The 19,028-nt window shown below is 57.7% G+C and carries 20 protein-coding genes; 14 read left to right on the top strand and 6 right to left on the bottom strand.

The genetic code is table 11. The features are described from left to right. Positions 1-65: 65 nt before the first annotated feature. Complete coding sequence (locus tag ACR0B7_RS01860) at positions 66-1,721, bottom strand: mechanosensitive ion channel domain-containing protein (protein WP_170481140.1); 1,656 nt, start codon at positions 1,719-1,721, stop codon at positions 66-68. A gap of 202 nt (positions 1,722-1,923) precedes the next feature. On the opposite strand from ACR0B7_RS01860, the gene yajC reads away from it, so the two are divergent. From yajC to ACR0B7_RS01810, 10 genes are all read left to right on the top strand, one after another. Continuing rightward, a complete protein-coding gene (gene yajC / locus ACR0B7_RS01855; RefSeq protein ID WP_155151194.1) occupies positions 1,924-2,211 on the top strand; it encodes a preprotein translocase subunit YajC in 288 nt (95 codons plus the stop codon). A gap of 33 nt (positions 2,212-2,244) precedes the next feature. Then, complete coding sequence (gene secD, locus ACR0B7_RS01850) at positions 2,245-3,906, top strand: protein translocase subunit SecD (protein WP_170481144.1); 1,662 nt, start codon at positions 2,245-2,247, stop codon at positions 3,904-3,906. 2 nt (positions 3,907-3,908) lie between these two features. Further along, positions 3,909-4,877, top strand: a complete 969-nt coding sequence (gene secF / locus ACR0B7_RS01845) for a protein translocase subunit SecF (protein ID WP_170481148.1) — start codon at positions 3,909-3,911, stop codon at positions 4,875-4,877. After that, positions 4,870-5,616: a sulfite exporter TauE/SafE family protein gene (locus ACR0B7_RS01840; RefSeq protein ID WP_170481152.1), complete on the top strand. Its 747-nt coding sequence runs from the start codon at positions 4,870-4,872 to the stop codon at positions 5,614-5,616. Before secF ends, ACR0B7_RS01840 begins: the two co-directional genes overlap by 8 nt. A gap of 9 nt (positions 5,617-5,625) precedes the next feature. Next, complete coding sequence (locus tag ACR0B7_RS01835; protein ID WP_170481155.1) at positions 5,626-5,979, top strand: Mth938-like domain-containing protein; 354 nt, start codon at positions 5,626-5,628, stop codon at positions 5,977-5,979. A 179-nt stretch (positions 5,980-6,158) separates the two neighbouring features. Further along, entirely contained in the window at positions 6,159-6,773 is a 615-nt protein-coding gene (gene ccmA, locus ACR0B7_RS01830; RefSeq protein WP_170415365.1) for a heme ABC exporter ATP-binding protein CcmA, read from the top strand. Beyond that, positions 6,770-7,426 (top strand): heme exporter protein CcmB, encoded by a 657-nt coding sequence (gene ccmB, locus ACR0B7_RS01825; protein WP_170481158.1) that lies wholly within the window; start codon positions 6,770-6,772, stop codon positions 7,424-7,426. Before ccmA ends, ccmB begins: the two co-directional genes overlap by 4 nt. 61 nt (positions 7,427-7,487) lie before the next feature. Then, entirely contained in the window at positions 7,488-8,261 is a 774-nt protein-coding gene (locus ACR0B7_RS01820; RefSeq protein WP_170481162.1) for a heme ABC transporter permease, read from the top strand. Continuing rightward, positions 8,258-8,416 carry a heme exporter protein CcmD gene (ccmD, locus tag ACR0B7_RS01815; protein WP_170481165.1) on the top strand — a complete coding sequence of 53 codons (159 nt, stop codon included), beginning with the start codon at positions 8,258-8,260 and terminating at the stop codon, positions 8,414-8,416. Before ACR0B7_RS01820 ends, ccmD begins: the two co-directional genes overlap by 4 nt. Then, on the top strand, positions 8,409-8,948 hold the full coding sequence (locus ACR0B7_RS01810; protein ID WP_170481168.1) for a DsbE family thiol:disulfide interchange protein: 540 nt from the start codon (positions 8,409-8,411) through the stop codon (positions 8,946-8,948). Before ccmD ends, ACR0B7_RS01810 begins: the two co-directional genes overlap by 8 nt. Positions 8,949-9,047: 99 nt before the next feature. Here ACR0B7_RS01810 and acnA read toward each other — a convergent pair whose 3' ends face one another. Beyond that, positions 9,048-11,738, bottom strand: a complete 2,691-nt coding sequence (gene acnA / locus ACR0B7_RS01805; RefSeq protein WP_170382641.1) for an aconitate hydratase AcnA — start codon at positions 11,736-11,738, stop codon at positions 9,048-9,050. Positions 11,739-11,965: 227 nt separating this feature from the next. Here acnA and ACR0B7_RS01800 point away from each other — a divergent pair, with 227 nt between their 5' ends. Next, positions 11,966-12,667 carry a DUF1223 domain-containing protein gene (locus ACR0B7_RS01800; protein ID WP_170481172.1) on the top strand — a complete coding sequence of 234 codons (702 nt, stop codon included), beginning with the start codon at positions 11,966-11,968 and terminating at the stop codon, positions 12,665-12,667. Here ACR0B7_RS01800 and ACR0B7_RS01795 read toward each other — a convergent pair whose 3' ends face one another. The 4 genes from ACR0B7_RS01795 to purB all read right to left on the bottom strand — a co-directional run bounded on the left by ACR0B7_RS01795 (position 12,668) and on the right by purB (position 17,080). Continuing rightward, entirely contained in the window at positions 12,668-13,591 is a 924-nt protein-coding gene (locus ACR0B7_RS01795; protein ID WP_170481175.1) for a lysophospholipid acyltransferase family protein, read from the bottom strand. 107 nt (positions 13,592-13,698) lie between these two features. Further along, on the bottom strand, positions 13,699-14,790 hold the full coding sequence (locus ACR0B7_RS01790) for a FliG C-terminal domain-containing protein (protein ID WP_170576633.1): 1,092 nt from the start codon (positions 14,788-14,790) through the stop codon (positions 13,699-13,701). Between the two features lie 68 nt (positions 14,791-14,858). Beyond that, a complete protein-coding gene (locus tag ACR0B7_RS01785) occupies positions 14,859-15,401 on the bottom strand; it encodes a hypothetical protein (protein WP_170481181.1) in 543 nt (180 codons plus the stop codon). A gap of 374 nt (positions 15,402-15,775) precedes the next feature. Then, positions 15,776-17,080 (bottom strand): adenylosuccinate lyase, encoded by a 1,305-nt coding sequence (gene purB, locus ACR0B7_RS01780; RefSeq protein WP_170481184.1) that lies wholly within the window; start codon positions 17,078-17,080, stop codon positions 15,776-15,778. A 164-nt stretch (positions 17,081-17,244) separates the two neighbouring features. Between purB and ACR0B7_RS01775 the strand changes: the two genes are divergently transcribed. The 3 genes from ACR0B7_RS01775 (at position 17,245) to ACR0B7_RS01765 (ending at position 19,024) form a co-directional block, all read left to right on the top strand. Further along, positions 17,245-17,667: a DUF6314 family protein gene (locus ACR0B7_RS01775; protein WP_170481187.1), complete on the top strand. Its 423-nt coding sequence runs from the start codon at positions 17,245-17,247 to the stop codon at positions 17,665-17,667. Positions 17,668-17,742: 75 nt separating this feature from the next. Continuing rightward, positions 17,743-18,330, top strand: coding sequence for a biotin transporter BioY (locus ACR0B7_RS01770; RefSeq protein ID WP_170382655.1), 588 nt, complete (start codon positions 17,743-17,745; stop codon positions 18,328-18,330). Between the two features lie 136 nt (positions 18,331-18,466). Continuing rightward, complete coding sequence (locus tag ACR0B7_RS01765; protein ID WP_480680797.1) at positions 18,467-19,024, top strand: hypothetical protein; 558 nt, start codon at positions 18,467-18,469, stop codon at positions 19,022-19,024. Positions 19,025-19,028: the final 4 nt, after the last annotated feature.

Raw genomic sequence — 19,028 nt, 5'->3', positions numbered from 1 at the left:
GAATGCGTGAATCACTGAAACCGCTTATGCACCATCTGAATGGCAGGGTGTAGCACCGGATACGACTAAACATCGCCCTCGTGCGTTTCATGCGCCAGATGGCCATCCCATTCCTCGGCCGGGATTTTTGGCTCGGCTGGGTCGGCCATGTAAGAGGGCGTCATGATCTGCACGTTGTTCTCATTAAACACGGCCACGATATTACGATGCAGGTCCGAGCGGATCTTTGGGATAATGCTGCCGCGAGTCGAGTACCCGTTGATCTGATAATTGATCGCGTAATCGGCCAAAGCGGTCCACAAAACAAAGGGCTCTGGCTTGGCCTTGATCCCCTTGGTGCGGCGCGCGGCTTCGATCAGCATGGCCTCGACCTTTTCAGGCGGTTCCTCGTATCCGATGCCGACTGTGGTGTGCAAAAGCAAACCGCTGCCATCGGTTTTCTTCGAGAAGTTCACCACGTCCGAATTCATAAGCTGCGCATTGGGGATCGAGATCAGTTCGTTTTTGATCGACTTGAGATGCGTTTCCATCAGCTTGATCTGCACCACGTCACCGATGTGATCGCCGATCTGGATGCGGTCCCCGATCGAGGTTGAGCGGCGATAGATCACGAAAAGCCCGGCCAGCATGTTCGACACGACCGAGTTCGCGCCCAGCGACAGCATTGCACCTACCAGAATGGTCAGTCCCTGAAACGCGGCTGAGTCCGATCCGGGGATGTAGGGCACGGCAAACACAAGCGCGATCAGGATGACGACGACACGGGCGATGTTGAAAGTTGGGTTCACCCAGTGACGCTCGAAATCGCCCATGTCGAACGTGCCCGCCTCGACCGCGTCGAAGAAAACACGCATGCCCTTAATGATGTACATCGTCACCCAGGTGATTAGCGCAAGCATGATCAGGTTGGGGATGTAGCTGATGATTCCCTTGAAGATCAGCAGAACCGGTTCGGTCAGGTAGGTCAGCAATAGCTGCGCGAAATAGCGAGTTTCTGCAAAGGCCAGCAGGACGAAAGACAGGTAGTAGTAGAACCCCAGAAAGAAGATCACCAACAGGATGAAACTCAGCCCATACCGCACCAAGGCCGCGATCGCCTCTGCCTGAACGCTTTTGGCGGTGGCGGTCTCAACATCCTTCAAGTGGCGCTTGACAAATTTGATGGTGCGACGCCTGATCCTGCGGTGTATCCAAAGTATTGTCGCGACAAACAGGCCAAAGCCAGCCGTCCACGCCACAGCTTCGATCGCACCCGACACGCGTGCCTGTTCGGTTCGGTTGGCCCGGTAGGCGATTATTGCTTCTTCTATCGCTTCACCGTGAAGAAAGCTGAGAACATCCAGCGCCATCTGCTCGAGTTCGGCGTCGGCAACCGTGACGATTGAAACGGCGACACCGTCCACCAGAATACTCGTTCCCAGATCGGTTTCCTCATAGGTGATCGTGATGCTGGGGCTTTCGGATGTTTCAGCCGCTTGGATAATGTTGTCTTGGACAGATTCTGCACGTTCTTGCGCGGGCAAGGCGGTGGAGCCTCGAAGGAAAAACAAGGTGTCGCCATCGACAATCACCGGTGCCTTGAAGGTGTCAGGTTGCTGTTCGGTGGTTTCGACTTCGGTCTCGGTTTCCTGTGCCGATGCAGATGGCACCAGCAGAGCCAGCCACAAGGCCGCGATCATCACCCGGCCAACCATGCCAACAATATGAAATAATTGCGCCATTTGCCCTCCCGCCGCTCAACTATATCCATCCAAGGCGGTGTTCCTAGAAGTCAAACGCAACTTCGGCCTGAAACTGTGATCATTTTGAGCCAATCCCCGAAAAAACCTGCGCCACCATTCCTTGCAAACAGACAGTTCAAAGAATAGGTTCTCGCCAAATTTGCGGAGCGCTTCCGCAAGACCAAACCAAAAGGAATATCCCATGGAAGGTGGCGCAATCGCCCAGTTTCTCCCGCTGATCCTGATCTTCGCGATCATGTATTTCCTGCTGATCCGTCCGCAGCAGAAGAAGATGAAGGAACATCAGGCCATGGTCGAGGCTGTGCGCCGGGGCGATCAGGTGGTCACTCAGGGTGGTCTGATCGGCAAAGTGTCGAAGGTCAAGGAAGGCGACAACGAGATCGAGGTCGAGATCGCCGAAGGCGTCAAGGTCCGTGTGGTCAAATCGACCATTGCGCAGGTTCTGAACAAGACCGAGCCAGCGAAGTAACTTCGCACGACAATTCCTTGAAAAGGCAGGGTAATGCTGCAAATTGATACCTGGAAGCGGGTTCTGATCTGGGCGGTCTGTGTGATCGGTCTGCTGATGGCCCTGCCGAATGCGTTTTACACGCGCGTCGAGCAATCCAACGACGCCAAGGCCGCGATCGAGCTTGGGTTGGGTACCCCCGAGATGCAGGCCGAGGCGGGGCAATGGCCGAATTGGTTGCCATCTTCTCTGGTCAATCTTGGCCTCGATCTGCGCGGGGGCGCGCATCTGCTGGCCGAAGTGCAGGTCAGCGATGTCTACGAATCCCGCATGGATGCGATGTGGCCGGAAATCCGCGACGCCTTGCGCGATGAGCGGGGCACCATTGGCACTATCCGCCGCCAAGATTCGGCTCCGGATGAGATTCGCGTGCGCATCAGCCAACCCGAAGGTATGCCTCGCGCGCTGGAAGTCGTGCGTGGGCTGGCCCGTCAGGTGCAAACTCTGACCGGAGTAGGCGCCACCGATATCGAGGCGCGGGCCGAGGGTGACACGATCATCGTGCAACTGTCCGAGGCTGAAAGGCTTGCCTCGGACGACCGCACAGTACGTCAGTCGCTTGAGATCATTCGCCGCCGGATCGACGAGGTCGGCACCCGAGAGCCAACGATTCAACGGCAGGGTACGGACCGGATTCTGATTCAGGTTCCGGGCATCGGCAGTGCAGGTGAGCTGAAAGAGATCATCGGCACAACTGCGCAACTGACCTTTAACCCGGTTGTCAGTCGCGGCACCAATCCTGATGCCGTCGCTGGTGTGGGTGAGAAAGTCGTCCCATCCATCGACGAAGACGGCGTGTACTACACACTTGATGCAGCGCCCGTGGTGACGGGCGAAGAACTGGTGGATGCGCAACCTGCGTTCGACCAGAACGGTCGCCCTGCGGTGAACTTCCGGTTCAACACGTCCGGGGCCCGCAAATTCGGCGACTACACGCTGGAAAACATCGGCGCGCCCTTTGCCATCGTTCTGGATGATGAGGTGATCTCGGCCCCCGTGATCCAAAGCCATATTCCCGGCGGATCAGGCATTATTACCGGCAATTTCACCGTTGAGGAAAGCACCAATCTGGCTGTTCTGCTGCGCGCGGGTGCCCTGCCTGCAGGGTTGGAGTTCCTGGAAGAACGCACCATTGGCCCGGAACTGGGCCAAGACAGCATCGACGCCGGTAAGGTCGCGACCATCGTGGCATTTGTCGCCGTGCTGGTCTTTATGGCGCTCAGCTATGGTCTGTTCGGCGTTTTTGCCAATATCGCGCTGATCCTTAACGTTGGGCTGTTGTTTGGCCTGCTGTCACTGATCGGGGCGACGCTGACCTTGCCCGGTATCGCGGGCATCGTTCTAACGGTCGGTATGGCGGTTGATGCCAATGTGCTGATCTTTGAACGTATACGCGAGGAACTGAAATCCGCCCGCGGTCCAGCGCGCGCGATTGAGCTGGGCTATGAAAAGGCGCTGTCTGCCATTCTGGACGCAAACGTGACCACCTTCATCACCGCCGTGATCCTGTTTGCCATGGGCAGCGGGCCGGTGCGCGGCTTTGCCATCACTCTGGGTCTGGGCATCCTCACCTCGGTCTTCACCGCGATCTTCGTGACGCGCCTGATGATCGTGATGTGGTTTGAACGCCGCCGCCCGAAAACGATCGAGGTTTGATCATGAGACTGAAACTTGTCCCGCAAAACACCTCGTTCGATTTCTTCAGCCGCTGGAAGGTCTGGTTGGGTATCTCTGGCCTGATGATGGTGATCGCGTTTACGTCCTTCATGCTGCAAGGGCTGAACTTCGGCATCGACTTCCGAGGTGGAACCACGATCCGCACGCAATCGGCGCAGGAAATCGACGTGGGTGCCTATCGCGACGCTATCGCGCCGCTGGAGTTGGGCGACGTCACGATCACCGAAATTTTCGACCCAACCTTCGGTGAAGACGAAAATGTCGCCATGATCCGCATTCAGGCGCAGGCCGACGCCGAGGCTGTATCGGCCGCAACAGTCACGGCAGTGGAGGCGGCGCTGAAAGGGGCAGCACCGGACATCGTTTTTGTATCCGTCGAATCCGTCGGCCCCAAGGTTTCGGGCGAGTTGATCCAGACCGCCGTGATCGCCGTTGTCCTCGCTATCGGAGCCGTGCTTGTCTATATCTGGCTCCGCTTTGAGTGGCAGTTCGCTTTGGGCGCGGTGGCTGCGTTGGTGCATGACGTGATCCTGACCATCGGTATCTTCTCGGAACTGCAAATTCGTTTCGATCTGGCCATCATCGCCGCACTTCTGACCATCGTGGGCTATTCGTTGAACGACACCGTGGTCGTCTTTGACCGCGTGCGCGAGAACCTGCGCAAGTACAAAAAGAAAGAGCTGAAAGAGGTTCTGAACATCTCGATCAACGAAACGCTCAGCCGGACAGTCATGACCTCGGTCACAACCCTGCTGGCGCTGATCTCGCTATATGTACTGGGCGGAGACGTCATCCGCGGCTTTGTCTTCGCGATGATCTGGGGCGTGATCGTGGGAACTTATTCCTCGGTCTTTGTCGCCTCGACCATCCTGCTATGGCTGGGCGTTAAACGCGACTGGTCCAAGCCGTCGAACACGGCAGGCAACCAGTTTGCCAACGTCGATGCCTGATGTTTTCGGCCAGTCCCCGACGGGGCTGGCCGTCATCGTTTTCGCCGCTTTCCTGGGCGGCATTGTTCGCGGCTTTTCCGGCTTTGGAACCGCGCTGATCTTTCTACCAATCGCGACACCCTACCTTGGCCCGTTCGGGGCGCTGATCGGCCTGACCATAATGGATATCTTCGGACCTCTGCCAAACGTGCGCCGCGCGTGGGGTGCTGTCGACCGGGGCGACCTTTTCCGGCTGGTCAGTGGCTGTGCGATCATGCTGCCGATTGGGTTGTGGGTATTGACGCAGGTCGAGCCCGAGGTTTTTCGCTATGCGGTTAGCCTGCTGGCGATCCTCATGTTGATCATTTTGATCCTCGGGCTGCGCTACAATGGTCCTGTCCGGCGAACAATGGTCGCGGGTATTGGCGGAGCTGCAGGTTTTTTGGGGGGCGTCGCCGGATTGCCGGGTCCGGCTGTGATTCTGTTCTACATGTCGCGTCCGCTACCGGTCGAGGTCATTCGCGCTACCATCTTGCTGTTTCTTCTGGTGTTTGACTTTCTCATTCTGGGTTTTTTGTCGGCAATGGGGCGGGTCACTGTCGCGTCGGCGGTGCTGGGTTTCGCGCTGGCGGTGCCGAATCTGGTCGGCAACTGGCTGGGCGGGTGGCTGTTCCGTCCCGAGCGAGAAAAACTGTACCGAACCGCAGCATATGTAGCGATCGCACTGGCGGCCTTGTCGGGGCTGCCACTTTGGGGCTAGAACGCGTCCATGCGCCTGAATGAGATCACGTATAACAACGCAGTACCCGTCGACGGATATGGTCCGGGGTTCTTCCGAATTGGTGGAGAAGTCCACGAAGGGGCGGTTCTGACAAGCCCTCAGGGGACGACGGTTTGGAATGGCTACACGGACGAAGGCGCATTGCTGGCGCTGGCCGATCACATAGATGTCCTGTTCATCGGAACCGGGGCCGAACTTGCCCATATTCCCGCCGATCTCAGAACCGAACTGGAAAGCGCTGGCATTGGGGTTGAGATCATGAGCTCTCCCGCTGCGTGCCGTACCTACAATGTATTGTTGTCCGAGGGGCGCCGCATTGCGCTTGCCCTAATCCCTGTCTAAGGGATCCATCTTCATCTGGCTAAAAATATCCCGGAGAGCGGGCATTGGTGCGCCATTGGTTCAAGCGCCAATGGCGGCGGGGCTGGCCCCTCACTTCAGCCAGTGTCAACAAAACACGATTCACGCTGTGCGGCAAATCCTGTCTTTTGTCCTTTCGTGCAATCCGTTAAGCGAAAGACATGACACTGACTGTAACCGAACTGGCCATCGCCCGAGGCGGGGTTCCTGTGCTCGAAGGGCTCAGCTTTGTGCTGCACCCCGGTAAGGCGCTGATCCTGCGTGGTCCGAACGGGATTGGTAAAACCACATTGTTGAGAACGCTTGCGGGGCTGCAGCCTCCGCTTGCCGGGCAAATCCAAGGGGCCGAGGACCAGATAGCCTATGCCTCTCATTCCGACGGTTTGAAGCCAACTCTGACGGTGGTCGAAAACCTTGTGTTCTGGGCGTCCGTATTTGGTACACATGACATTCAGCCTGCTTTGGACGCTTTTGCGCTGGTTGAGCTGTCTGATCGGCACGCTGGCAACTTGTCCGCAGGTCAGAAACGAAGGCTGGGGCTGGCTCGTATGCTGGTTACAGGTCGCCCGATCTGGATGCTGGACGAACCAACCGTTTCGCTGGATCGCGACGCGGTTCAGATGTTCGCGGATGCTGTCCGCGCGCATCTTGGGCAGGGTGGCTCCGCCCTGATTGCCACCCATATTGACCTTGGGCTGGACGGAGAGGTTCTGGATGTCGCCCCCAACAAGGCCAAACCGACACCCATTGACGAGTTCGACGGAGGCTTTCTGTGATAGCCCTGCTGCTGCGTGACCTGAAACTGGCTTTCCGCGCAGGCGGCGGTTTTGGTCTTGGCCTTGCGTTCTTTTTGATTGTCACGGTTCTGGTGCCCTTTGCGGTCGGTCCGCAATCATCACTGCTGTCGACCATTGCCCCCGGTATTCTTTGGCTGGGTGCGCTGCTGGCTTGCCTTTTGTCTTTGGACCGATTGCTGGCGCTGGACTGGGAAGACGGCTCGCTCGACCTGCTGGCAACAGCGCCCCTGCCGCTTGAGGCGGTCGTGACGATCAAGGCTTTGGCTCATTGGTTGACGACCGGTCTACCGTTGGTTCTGGCCGCTCCGTTTTTGGGGGTTCTGTTGAACCTGCCGATGCCGGGCTACTTCTGGCTCGTTGTTTCTTTGCTGATCGGAACCCCGGCCATGAGTGTCATCGGAACATTTGGCGCAGCCCTTACCGTTGGCCTGAAACGCGGTGGTCTTCTTCTTTCGCTGCTGGTGCTGCCGCTCTATGTACCCACGCTGATCTTTGGGGCCGAAGTAGCCCGCCGTGGCGCAACCGGGATGGAGACCCAAACCCCACTGCTTATGCTGGCCGGTATCACCGCCGCCACAATCGCGCTGTTGCCCTTTGCCAGCGCCGCCGTTTTGCGTATCAACCTTCGGTGACCGGTTCAAAGATTGACTGAGGTCAATTGAGAACGAAACCGACTCGGACTAGATAAGGCCCATGTCTATCGCAGCCAAAACCAACGCTCTGTGGGAATATGCAAACCCGCGCAAGTTCCTCGCAACCAGCGAACGGGTGCTTCCGTTCTTTTGGGTCACCTCTATTGCGTGCATCGTGATCGGTCTGATCTGGGGCTTTTTCTTTACGCCGGATGATTACAAACAGGGCTCGACCGTCAAGATTATCTATCTGCATGTTCCGGCTGCGCTGATGGCGATCAACTGTTGGCTCATGATGCTGGCGGCTTCGCTGGTCTGGCTCGTGCGCCGTCACCACGTTAGCGCCCTTGCCGCGCGTGCTGCGGCTCCGGTCGGAATCGTCATGACATTGATCGCGCTGGCGACCGGAGCAATCTGGGGACAGCCGATGTGGGGCACATGGTGGGCCTGGGACCCGCGCCTGACTTCGTTCCTGATCCTGTTCCTGTTCTATCTGGGCTACGTCGCGCTGTGGGAGGCGATTGAAGACCCCGATACGGCTGCCGATCTGACATCGGTCCTATGTCTGGTTGGCTCAGTCTTCGCGATCCTCAGCCGTTATGCGGTGAATTTCTGGAACCAAGGGCTGCATCAAGGGGCTTCGGTTATGCGTGCCGCTGCCATTACCGGATCAGACACAGAAGAAAAGGTGAGCAATATCTACTTCTATCCGCTGCTCCTGTGCATCATCGGGTTCGTACTCCTGTTCATCGCGCTGGTTCTTTACCGAACCGGAACTGAAATTCGCGCACGCCGAGTCAAGGCGCTGCTGGCACGGGAAAGGGTGGGTGGATGATGCCTGATCTTGGAAAATATGCGGACACTGTATTGTGGTCTTATGTAGTGTCCATCGGCCTGCTGGCTGTGCTGATCGTTCTAAGCGTTATGCGCGGTCGCAAAGTTCGGGCTGAGATGGAAAAGGTGGAAGGCAGGATGTCGCGTAATGGCTAAGATTTCACCGCTGATGATCGCTCCGCCGTTGATTTTTGCGGGATTTGCCGTACTCGCAGGAATCGGCATGTTTCGAGACGACCCCGACGCGCTGCCTTCTGCGCGGGAAGGGCAGCCAGCCCCTCCGGTCGTCGTGACGGATTTCTCTGGCAAGCCGAATTTCAACGACGCCACCCTTAGAGATGGCGAGGTCAAACTGGTCAACTATTGGGCCAGTTGGTGCGCGCCGTGCCGTGTTGAGCACCCCAATCTACAGGTGCTTTCGGATGAAGGTATTCCGGTCTACGGGATCAATTACAAAGATAAGCTTGCAAACGCCGAAGCATTTCTGACCGAACTGGGCGATCCCTATGCCGGTATCGGACGCGATGAGCAGGGCCGCATGGGGCTGGATTGGGGTGTCTACGGAGTGCCAGAGACATACGTAGTTGACGGGCAGGGCACGATCATCCTGCGCTTTGCGGGGCCGATTACACAGCGCGCGATAGAAAGCACTATCCGCCCGGCGCTTGAAAAGGCCGCTGGCAATTAACCCGTTGACTTGAAGTCTTCCGATCTGAGGACGCGCTGAACAGGGCGCAAAGAAAAAGGGGCGCTCGAGTGAGCGCCCCTTAAACGTTCTTGCAAGAACTTAGCTCGCTTTGGCGAGATTCCGCAGCACGTAGTGCAGAACGCCGCCGTTCTCGATGTATTCGATCTCGGGCGCGGTATCGATGCGGCACTTCAGGGTGATGGTTTTCTCAGACCCGTCACCATAGACAATCGTGCAGGGTACTTCCTGCAACGGTTGGATAGTATCCAAACCGTGGATCGAGACAGTTTCGTCACCCTTCAGGCCCAGCGATTTGCGGGTGTCGCCGCCGGTGAACTCGAACGGAATAACGCCCATGCCAACCAGGTTCGAGCGGTGAATACGCTCAAAGCTTTCTGCGATCACTGCTTTGACACCCAGCAGCGCGGTACCTTTGGCAGCCCAGTCACGCGAGGACCCGGCGCCGTACTGTTCGCCACCAAAGACGACCAGCGGTGTGCCCTGTTCCTGATAGGCCATCGAGGCTTCGTAGATCGAGGTTTCAGCGCCGTCTGGACCCTTGGTATAACCGCCTTCCACGCCGTCCAGAATCTCGTTCTTGATGCGGATATTGGCAAAGGTGCCGCGCATCATGATCTCGTGGTTGCCACGGCGAGAGCCATACGAGTTGAACTCGCGCGGCTGCACCTGACGATCAATCAGGTATTTACCAGCGGGCGTGGTGGTTGCGAAGGACCCCGCAGGCGAGATGTGGTCGGTCGTGACCATATCGCCCAGAATGGCCAGAACTTTAGCGCCTTCGATATTGGTGATGGTGCCGGGTTCGGTGCCCATGCCCTGGAAGTAGGGCGGGTTCTGGATATAGGTCGAGGTCGCAGGCCAGTCATAGGTCTCGGCGTCGGTCGTCTCAACACCCTGCCACTTTTCGTCGCCCTTAAAGACGTCGGCGTATTTCGACTGGAACGCTTCGCGGGTGACGGTCTGTTCAACCAGTTCCGCAACTTCCTGCTGAGTCGGCCAGATGTCTTTCATGAAGACATCGTTGCCGTCTTGGTCTTGACCGATCGGCTCGGATGTCAGGTCGATATCCATGGTGCCGGCCAGCGCATAGACCACGACCAGCGGCGGAGAAGCCAGGTAGTTGGCGCGCACGTCCGGCGAGATACGGCCTTCAAAGTTACGGTTGCCCGACAGGACAGACGTGGCAACAAGGTCACCTTCGGCAATCGCCTCGGATAGTTCTTTCTGGATCGGGCCAGAGTTGCCGATACAGGTGGTGCATCCGTAACCAACGAGGTTGAAGCCAACCTTGTCCAGATCTTCCTGAAGGCCAGCGGCCTCAAGATAGGCGGACACAACCTGCGATCCCGGAGCCAGCGAGGTTTTTACCCAAGGCTTGCGGTTCAGGCCCAGAGCGGCCGCCTTACGTGCCACAAGACCCGCGCCGATCATCACATACGGGTTCGAGGTGTTCGTGCACGATGTGATCGACGCGATCACGACCTTGCCCGATTCCATGGTGTAGTCTTCGCCCTTAACAGCGATTTCCTTACCCATCGGACGCTTGAAGGTCTCCTCCATTTCTTTGGTGAAAGCGGCCTTGGCACCTGTCAGGGCGACATAGTCCTGCGGACGTTTCGGTCCCGAGATCGCGGGAACAATGGTGCCCATGTCAAGGCTCAGGGTGTCGGTGTAGATCGGTGCGTAGTCTTCGTCGCGCCAGAAGCCGTTTTCCTTGGCATAGGCTTCGACCAGCGCAATCCGGTCTTCGTCGCGGCCGGTGTTGCGCAGATAGCGCAGGGTTTCACCGTCGATCGGGAAGAAGCCGCAGGTCGCGCCGTATTCCGGTGCCATGTTCGCGATGGTTGCACGGTCTGCAAGCGGCAGACGGTCCAGACCTTCGCCGTAGAACTCGACGAATTTGCCGACAACGCCCTTTTCACGCAGCATTTCAACGACTTTCAGAACCAAGTCGGTGCCGGTGGTGCCTTCAACCAGCTCTCCGGTCAGTTCAAAGCCGATGACTTCGGGGATCAGCATCGAGATCGGCTGACCCAGCATCGCGGCCTCGGCCTCGATACCGCCAACGCCCCAGCCAAGAACGGCCATGCCATTGACCATCGTGGTGTGGCTGTCGGTGCCGACCAGAGTGTCGGGATACGCGACTTCGTCACCGTTCTGATCGGTGTCCGTCCAGACGGTCTGGGCCAGATATTCCAGGTTCACCTGGTGGCAGATACCGGTTCCCGGTGGCACAACGCGGAAGTTGTTGAAGGCGTTCTGGCCCCATTTCAGGAACTGATAGCGTTCCATGTTGCGCTCGTATTCGCGGTCAACATTCATTTGGAACGCGCGCGGATTGCCGAACTCGTCGATCATGACCGAGTGGTCGATGACCAGATCAACAGGATTCAGCGGGTTGATCTTCTGCGCGTCGCCGCCCAGACCTTTGATCCCGTCGCGCATTGCGGCCAGATCGACCACCGCCGGAACACCAGTGAAGTCCTGCATCAGCACGCGGGCAGGGCGGTACGCAATCTCGCGGGGGTTCTTGCCACCGCTTGCGCCCCATTCGGCAAAGGCTTTGATGTCGTCGACCGACACTGAGAAGCCGTCGTCCTCGAACCGCAGCATGTTTTCCAGCACCACTTTCAGCGCGGCTGGCAGTTTCGAGAAATCGCCCAGACCGGCTTCTTGAGCCGCAGGGATCGAGTAATAGGAAATGGATTTGCCATTCACGCTCAGGCTGCGGCGTGTCTTGGCGGTATCCTGTCCGACTTTGATGGGCATCTAATGGCCTCCCTCTCAAATGACGTGGATTTTGGGATTCGCTGGTGGCTATCTGCATCACCCAAGCGCGCGGTTCAAGGTCCAAGACGCAGGGTGCGGCAATTTTTGTATACCATTGCACACATTTTTGAGGGTGCAGCGCTTTAAAGGTCTCAAGAAACCTTGATTGGAGGTTGAACAGCGTTCCGGGTAAACCCATTCAGCATCCGTTAAACCAAAGAGCCGTCATGTACAGATTCGTTCCTGCGTCCGCTTTCCTCTCTTTGTTTCTGGCGGCCTCGGCTTCTGCTGATAGTGATCCTGTGGTCGTAGAGCTGTTTACGTCCCAGGGCTGTTCGTCTTGTCCTCCGGCGGATCAGATCATGCATGAACTGGCCAAACGCGACGATGTCATTGGGTTGGCCCTGCACGTGGACTACTGGGACTATATCGGTTGGAAGGACGAATTCGCCGATCCTGACCACACAGAGAGGCAACGCGCCTACGCCCGTGAAGCGGGACGGTCGATGATCTATACGCCTCAGATGGTGGTTAATGGCCAACAGGATGTTGTCGGAGCGCAGTCTTCTGAGCTGGATCGGTTGATTGACGCTCATCTTGCGACCCAGCCAGAGGCTTCGGTCACGGCAGTGCAATCGGGGGGCCAGATCGTAATTGATGTGGCCCCGACCGCGCTGCTGGCACCAGATTTGTATGACGTTCGCGTTGTCCAGTATTCTCCGATGCGGCACGCTTCTATTCGGCGCGGTGAGCTGGCCGGGCATGATCTGGACTATGCAAATGTGGTTGAGACCTGGCAGATCGCGGGTCAGTGGAACGGCGATGAACCGCAGGAGTTTTCTGTGTCACTGACGTCTGACTTGCCTGCCGTTGTGCTTGTCCAGAGAGCCGGGCATGGCCCCATCGTAGCGGCCACCCGCATCAAGTGATCACGGCATGTCCTGTGGCTGCACCCCAAGGCCGTTCCACGGCTTCCAGCGCCGGTGAATCCAAAACCACTGCCCCATATGCTGTCGGACCACGGCTTCGAGGTCGTCATTGGTATATTGGGTCATTGTCTTGGCGTCGGTGTGGGGCACGGGGTCGTGCAGAACTATTTCAAAGTCCAGACCATTTGGCTGGCGCACTGCGTAGCACGGGATCATGACCGCATTGTACTTCATCGCCAGCTCTGCGTTCAGCACCGAAGTCACCGCGGGCTTGCCGAAAAACATCAGTTCTTCGCCGCCATGCGCGTGTAGGTCGGAAACGATGGCGATGATCCCGCCCTTTTTCAAGGAGCGCACCATCTCGACCATCCCCCTGCGCCCCTGTTCAAACATGGGCGCGCCGGTTTTGTAGAAGGCGTCAACATACATCTCGTTGAAATAAGGGTTTGCCATGCGGCGGTAGAGACATCCGATCGGCTCACCGCCACGCTCCTGAAGGGCAATGCGCGCGGCAAGATAGTGGCCGAAATGGGCGGTGATCATCATGATCGGTTTCCCTTCGGCCACGGCGGTATCAAACGCTGCAACGCCGGGGCCCGAAACCTTTGCATTGCGCTGACGCTCTGTAAAACCTTCGGGCGAAAAATGCTCCATAATCGCCCGGCCCGCATTGTCTGGAACGGCGCGACAAATACGCTTTACTTCGGCATCGGACAGTTCGGGACACGTCAGTTCGAGATTGCTGCGCACCCGTTTGGAGAAGCCTACGATCGGGGCCAAGCCACGCACGATGCCACCCATCGCGGCAATGCGTTTTTCGTAGGGCAGCAAGCGCATAGCGCCCACAACTCCTTTAAGAAACAGACCAGTGACGTAGTATTTGCCAAGCTCAAAGCGGCTTAGTTCAGACTTTTCAACGGGCATAAGAGGTTCTCGGCAACAATTGCGATCTGCCGGGCCAGACATACAAGCCGGAACTCGTAACCACAAGTATTCTGCGCAGAGTTCGGAACTTCTGCTGACCCTTTGACCTATTCGCCAATTTCCTCTGCGATAAGTGTGATGGTGCCGTCATCCGCCAAAGCGCGAATGGCGCTGACGATCTGGGTCATGGCTTCTTCGCCCTCTGCCTGTTTGACGTTGCCGCGTTCGCTCACCTGCTCTCGCAGGTTGTCGGCCATCCTAGACGACATGTTGGAAAGCAAATAATCGACGGTGGATTGGTCTTGTTCCGTTTCAGCCCCACCGAGCGCGGCTACCAGGACAGACTCGTCGACGCCGCGCAAAACGGCAGGGACGTCGCGAGGCAGGACACGGCTTGGAATGTGGGCAAAGGTAAAGATCGATTGCCGGACGACACTGGCAAAGTCTGAATCTTCTTCGTCAAGCGCTGTTAACAACCCATCGCGTGTTGATGCCGCAGACTGGTTCAGGATTGCCCCGACTCGCGGCCCCGGAGCATCGGAAAACGCGACCGCTGGGCGTTGATCAATTTGAGCGGCCAACGACCATCCGATCTGCTCGACTGCTTCTGGGGTAACGTTGGCGGTTTTGGAAACAGCGTAGGTAATGCGACGGGCCACAGGGCCGGGCAGAAGCCCCAGTAGACGCGCGGCTTTGGCGGTCTCTAGCTTTGACAGCATGACTGCTGCGATTTCGGTGCTTTCCGCCTGAACCATCTCGGCCAATTCCTCGGTCGGGATCTGACGCAGGCGTTCCCACGGATCACCAACCTGGCGGACACCGGCGACCTTGCGCAGACGCGCGGCGGTCGCAGGGGCGAGTTTCCCGTTCACTGCATCCAAGGCACTAGCCAAACCGTGTGGAAAGGACAGGCCGACGCTGTCCAGCGCTTCTGCGAATTCCTGCGCGACCGCATCAAGCGTCACGCGATCCACCAATCCCATCTGGTCCAGTTGATGGGTCAGATTCTCCTGCAATTCGTCTGGAAGTTCTTCAAGCGGAATATCCGCGCCTTCGTTCAACAAAAGGCGCACGACCACTGCCGCCTTTTGCCTGTTGCTGAGCCTGCGTGGAACCACGCGCGGCGTTTCGTTGTTTTGTTCGGGCAACGGGGTGTTTGAGCCCGATGCCACCTGTACCAAAGTATTTGCGTCCTGCATCTGCCTGCGGTGCCATTCTTCTGTTCCGCAGGCAGGTTAGCGAGAGTCGGGTAAAGAAAGGCTGAAGCTTAGTAGCTATATGTCAGCCCCGTGCGGATCGCTTCGCGCAGTGACGCCTCGGCCCAGGTTCCTTCGCCGCCCCGCGCTTTGATCTCACGCCATTGCGCGATCGCGAGGTCGGTTTTGCCTTCCAAGACATAGCCCTGTGCCATGTAGGAACGCGCCAGAAGGTTGTCGGGGTTCGTTTGGATTGCATCGTTGTAGAAACTGTTCGCCAGCTCCAAATCGCCCATTTTGCGGTAGGTGAAGCCCCAGTATGTCATGACGCGATCATCGGCCTGATCCATGACCCGAAGAATGTTCTGAGCATTCTCTAGCTGCCCATCGTAGGCAAGTTCGCGAACGGCCTCATAAAGTTCATCTTGGGTAAAGTTCGTTTTGTCCGGCTTCACGCAGCGACCGCGGTCTTTGTCGTAAACGCGTCCGAACAGGCATTTCTTGGTGGTGTTTGTCGGCTTGGGCGGGCTGGCGCTATCCCCGCCTGCGGCATGCAAAGCCGGTGCGAATGCAAATGCCTGAAGAACAATAGCTGAAGCGAATACGATGCGCATTTTCCTACTCCGTTGTCTGAGCTGCTCTGATCAAGCTAGCGCGTTCTCACGAAAAGCTAACAGCCATTCGCTCGCTTTTGTTCACAAGTAGGAAAGATTTTATCAGCTGTTCACAATTTTAGCGCAGCTCTGGCTTTCGGTGTCCCAATAGGTTCCGGGCGCGCAGGATTGAGTTTGCTTTGAGTGGCCGTTGCAGGCCAAGGCAAACGAAGCCGTGCAAGAAAGTGCCAGTGCGCAAAGAAGGGTGCGGATCATCTTTGGGTCTCCTGTTCGGAAATATCCTGCCATCATATCCGAAAATGACCGATCTGGCAAAAGAACGGCCCGGATCACGTCTTGTGGTCCGGGCCGAAAGAAATTCTGAATGGGTTGTTTTATTCCCCAAATACGCGGGTGAAGATCGTATCGACGTGCTTGGTGTGATAGCCGAGGTCGAATTTCTCCTCGATCTCCTCGGTGCTCAGCGCGGCGGTTACGTCGGCATCCCCAAGAAGTTCGGTTTTGAAGTCCTTGCCTTCTTCCCAGACCTTCATCGCGTTGCGCTGTACCAGACGATAGGCGTCTTCGCGGCTGACGCCGGCTTGGGTCAGGGCAAGCAGCACGCGCTGGCTCATGACCAGACCACGGAACTTGTTCATGTTGGCCAGCATGTTGTCCGGGTAGACCACCAGTTTGTCGACCACGCTGGTCAAGCGCGACAGGGCAAAGTCCAGCGTCACGGTCGTGTCAGGGCCAATGTTGCGCTCGACCGAGCTGTGCGAGATATCGCGCTCGTGCCAGAGGGCGACGTTTTCCATCGCGGGGACCACGGCCATACGCACCAGACGGGCCAGACCGGTCAGGTTTTCAGTCAGGACCGGGTTGCGCTTGTGCGGCATGGCGGACGAGCCCTTTTGACCTTTCGAGAAGAACTCTTCGGCCTCCAGCACCTCGGTCCGCTGCATGTGGCGGATTTCTACGGCGATGTTTTCGATGCTGCTGGCGATAACGCCCAGCGTGGCAAAGAAAGCCGCGTGGCGGTCGCGCGGAATGACTTGCGTGCTGATCGGTTCGGGCACCAGACCCAATTGATCGCAGACATGTTCTTCGACACGGGGGTCGATATTAGCGAATGTGCCAACCGCGCCGCTGATTGCGCCGGTTGCGATTTCGGCGCGTGCGTCGCGCATACGGGACAGGTTTCGGTCCATCTCTGCATAGAAACGCGCAAAGGTCAGGCCCATGGTGGTGGGCTCGGCGTGGATGCCGTGGCTGCGGCCGATACGAACGGTTTCCTTGTGCTCGTAGGCGCGGCGCTTGAGGGCGGCCAGCAGACCTTCGAGGTCAGCGATCAGGATATCCGCCGCGCGCGTAAGCTGTACGTTAAAGCAGGTATCCAGCACATCAGAAGACGTCATGCCCTGATGCACGAAGCGGGCTTCTTCACTGCCAACATGCTCGGCCAGGTGAGTCAGGAAGGCGATGACGTCGTGTTTGGTGACGGCCTCGATCTCGTCAATGCGGGCCACGTCGAATTCCACGTCTTTGGCCTTCCACACGGCATCGGCGTTTTCGCGCGGGATCACGCCCAGATTGGCCATAGCTTCGCAGGCATGGGCTTCGATCTCGTACCAGATGCGGAACTTGGTCTCGGGCGACCAGATGGAGACCATCTCGGGGCGGGAATAACGTGGAATCATTGGCAGCAGCACCTTTTTGTGATTTGGCAGAGGGGCGATGCGGCGCGGTTTAAACCCACCCGCGCAAGGGAACAAGGCACGAGTGCTGGTATGAGACGGTTTGCCCTGATTTTGGCGGCGAAAGAATTCCGCCTACTGACCGGAAATGAGATTCTGGAGGCTTTATGACCCTGCCGCAAAGCCTGTCGGAGTTTGAGGGCTGCTGGAGCCTGACCCGCGTCATTCGCGATGCAAAGGCAGGTCAGGTCGTGCACGCCGACGGAACAGTGATCCTGAGCCGTTCAGACGACGGGCTGGTCTACGACGAAGACGTTACTTTGCGCCTTCCGGGGCAACCCGAGTTGAAGGGAACCCGCCGCTATCTTTGGCGTGATGACGGGGAAAAAGTTGCGATTCATTTCGACGACGGCCGCTATTTTCACGCGCTGAAACTGGGGGAAATGCAGGCGTCAGATCACCATGACTGTCCACCGGACAGCTACGATGCCGTCTATGACTTTTCTACTTGGCCACGCTGGAGCGTGCGCTGGATCGTGTCCGGGCCTCGCAAATCCTATGAAATGGACACAGAATATATGCTGCGGTAGCGTAATCATCTTGCAGAAAAGGCTATGACAGGGCATTGCTGTCGCAGAATCTCGGTCCGAATTGGGAGAAGGAAGATGAATTCAAATGTTCTGGCCAACGCGATTGGTCCGCGCGAGGGAACAGCACTGCGCGTCAAGCAGGTTGTTCTGGTTGCGCTGGGCATCGTTGCCCTGGCCGTCGCCGCGAAAATCAAAGTACCGATGTGGCCTGTACCGATCACGATGGGCACTTTTGCCGTTCTGACCATCGGCACCGCCTATGGCGCCCGTCTGGGCCTTGTGACGATGCTGGGTTACCTGCTGGTCGGAGCGCTGGGCTTTGACGTTTTCGCCGGGTCTTCGGCTGAAAAATTCGGCCTGACCTACATGATGGGCGGCACCGGTGGCTATCTGGTGGGTTACCTGATGGCGACCGTCCTGCTGGGCGCTCTGGCTGCGCGCGGCTGGGACCGTTCGGTTGGCAAGCTGGCGCTGGCGCTGGTTCTGGCAAACGTCCTGATCTATGTCCCCGGCCTGCTGTGGCTGGGTCAGCTTTACGGCTGGGACAAGCCGATCCTGGAATGGGGTCTGACACCGTTCCTGGTGGGTGACGCGATCAAGCTGGCTCTGGCCGCTCTGTTGATCCCCGGCCTGTGGAAACTGGTGGGCGACGCCCGCGCCTGATCTACGGCAAACTGACATTGAATGAACCCGCGCCGGAGTGCTTCCGGCGCGGGTTTTTTTTGTTCAATTCAGATACTGGACAAAGCGCGCGGTCACGGTTCAGTGTGAACCCACTAAATCAAAAGGTTTTTGAGTCATGCATATTCCGTTGGGTTCCGTTTTACCCTTTTGCGCAGCGTTGTGGCTGAGTGTCGTTCCGGCCGTTGCTGATACACCGATCACCTACACCGATCAGGGGCGTGCCCTATTCAGCTTTGCGGTCCCTGATTTTTGGGCTGTCCGCACCGGTGGGCCACGAGAGATTGAGGACACCGAGCTGGGCGACCCGCGCGCCGTTGCGCGTGTGATTGGCGTGCGTCCCGTGACGGATGACAGCGCATGGATGGGGTTTGTTTCGCCTGCCGGTGTCGCCTCGATCGATGGAGGGCTGCGTTATCTGCAGGACGTCGACAAGTTTCTTGTGAACGATCCTGATGTTTCCGAGTCCGTTTCTACACGGATCGGTGGTTTGCCTGCCCGTGTGATCCGGGGAACAGGCACACGCGAAGGGCGCGGCGTGAACTTTACCGCCACCGTCATTGATTTGCCACGCGACCGTGTTGCGGTGGTCATTGCTGTGCTGCGCGATGGTGCCGACCCAGCCTATGTAGACGATCTGAACGCCGTTTTTGCGTCGTTCCGATCCGCGCAGTAGGGAG

It is taken from the genome of Ruegeria sp. BB6, from assembly GCF_056539385.1.
This window is presented reverse-complemented; position numbering and strand designations above follow the sequence as displayed.

What these genes read in the sequence shown, in the direction of transcription:
- ACR0B7_RS01860 (WP_170481140.1), bottom strand. Translation starts at nt 1,721, where the DNA reads ATGGCGCAATTATTTCATATTGTTGGCATGGTTGGCCGGGTGATGATC.
- yajC (WP_155151194.1), top strand. Translation starts at nt 1,924, where the DNA reads ATGGAAGGTGGCGCAATCGCCCAGTTTCTCCCGCTGATCCTGATCTTC.
- secD (WP_170481144.1), top strand. Translation starts at nt 2,245, where the DNA reads ATGCTGCAAATTGATACCTGGAAGCGGGTTCTGATCTGGGCGGTCTGT.
- secF (WP_170481148.1), top strand. Translation starts at nt 3,909, where the DNA reads ATGAGACTGAAACTTGTCCCGCAAAACACCTCGTTCGATTTCTTCAGC.
- ACR0B7_RS01840 (WP_170481152.1), top strand. Translation starts at nt 4,870, where the DNA reads ATGCCTGATGTTTTCGGCCAGTCCCCGACGGGGCTGGCCGTCATCGTT.
- ACR0B7_RS01835 (WP_170481155.1), top strand. Translation starts at nt 5,626, where the DNA reads ATGCGCCTGAATGAGATCACGTATAACAACGCAGTACCCGTCGACGGA.
- ccmA (WP_170415365.1), top strand. Translation starts at nt 6,159, where the DNA reads ATGACACTGACTGTAACCGAACTGGCCATCGCCCGAGGCGGGGTTCCT.
- ACR0B7_RS01820 (WP_170481162.1), top strand. Translation starts at nt 7,488, where the DNA reads ATGTCTATCGCAGCCAAAACCAACGCTCTGTGGGAATATGCAAACCCG.
- ccmD (WP_170481165.1), top strand. Translation starts at nt 8,258, where the DNA reads ATGATGCCTGATCTTGGAAAATATGCGGACACTGTATTGTGGTCTTAT.
- ACR0B7_RS01810 (WP_170481168.1), top strand. Translation starts at nt 8,409, where the DNA reads ATGGCTAAGATTTCACCGCTGATGATCGCTCCGCCGTTGATTTTTGCG.
- acnA (WP_170382641.1), bottom strand. Translation starts at nt 11,738, where the DNA reads ATGCCCATCAAAGTCGGACAGGATACCGCCAAGACACGCCGCAGCCTG.
- ACR0B7_RS01800 (WP_170481172.1), top strand. Translation starts at nt 11,966, where the DNA reads ATGTACAGATTCGTTCCTGCGTCCGCTTTCCTCTCTTTGTTTCTGGCG.
- ACR0B7_RS01795 (WP_170481175.1), bottom strand. Translation starts at nt 13,591, where the DNA reads ATGCCCGTTGAAAAGTCTGAACTAAGCCGCTTTGAGCTTGGCAAATAC.
- ACR0B7_RS01790 (WP_170576633.1), bottom strand. Translation starts at nt 14,790, where the DNA reads ATGCAGGACGCAAATACTTTGGTACAGGTGGCATCGGGCTCAAACACC.
- ACR0B7_RS01785 (WP_170481181.1), bottom strand. Translation starts at nt 15,401, where the DNA reads ATGCGCATCGTATTCGCTTCAGCTATTGTTCTTCAGGCATTTGCATTC.
- purB (WP_170481184.1), bottom strand. Translation starts at nt 17,080, where the DNA reads ATGATTCCACGTTATTCCCGCCCCGAGATGGTCTCCATCTGGTCGCCC.
- ACR0B7_RS01775 (WP_170481187.1), top strand. Translation starts at nt 17,245, where the DNA reads ATGACCCTGCCGCAAAGCCTGTCGGAGTTTGAGGGCTGCTGGAGCCTG.
- ACR0B7_RS01770 (WP_170382655.1), top strand. Translation starts at nt 17,743, where the DNA reads ATGAATTCAAATGTTCTGGCCAACGCGATTGGTCCGCGCGAGGGAACA.
- ACR0B7_RS01765 (WP_480680797.1), top strand. Translation starts at nt 18,467, where the DNA reads ATGCATATTCCGTTGGGTTCCGTTTTACCCTTTTGCGCAGCGTTGTGG.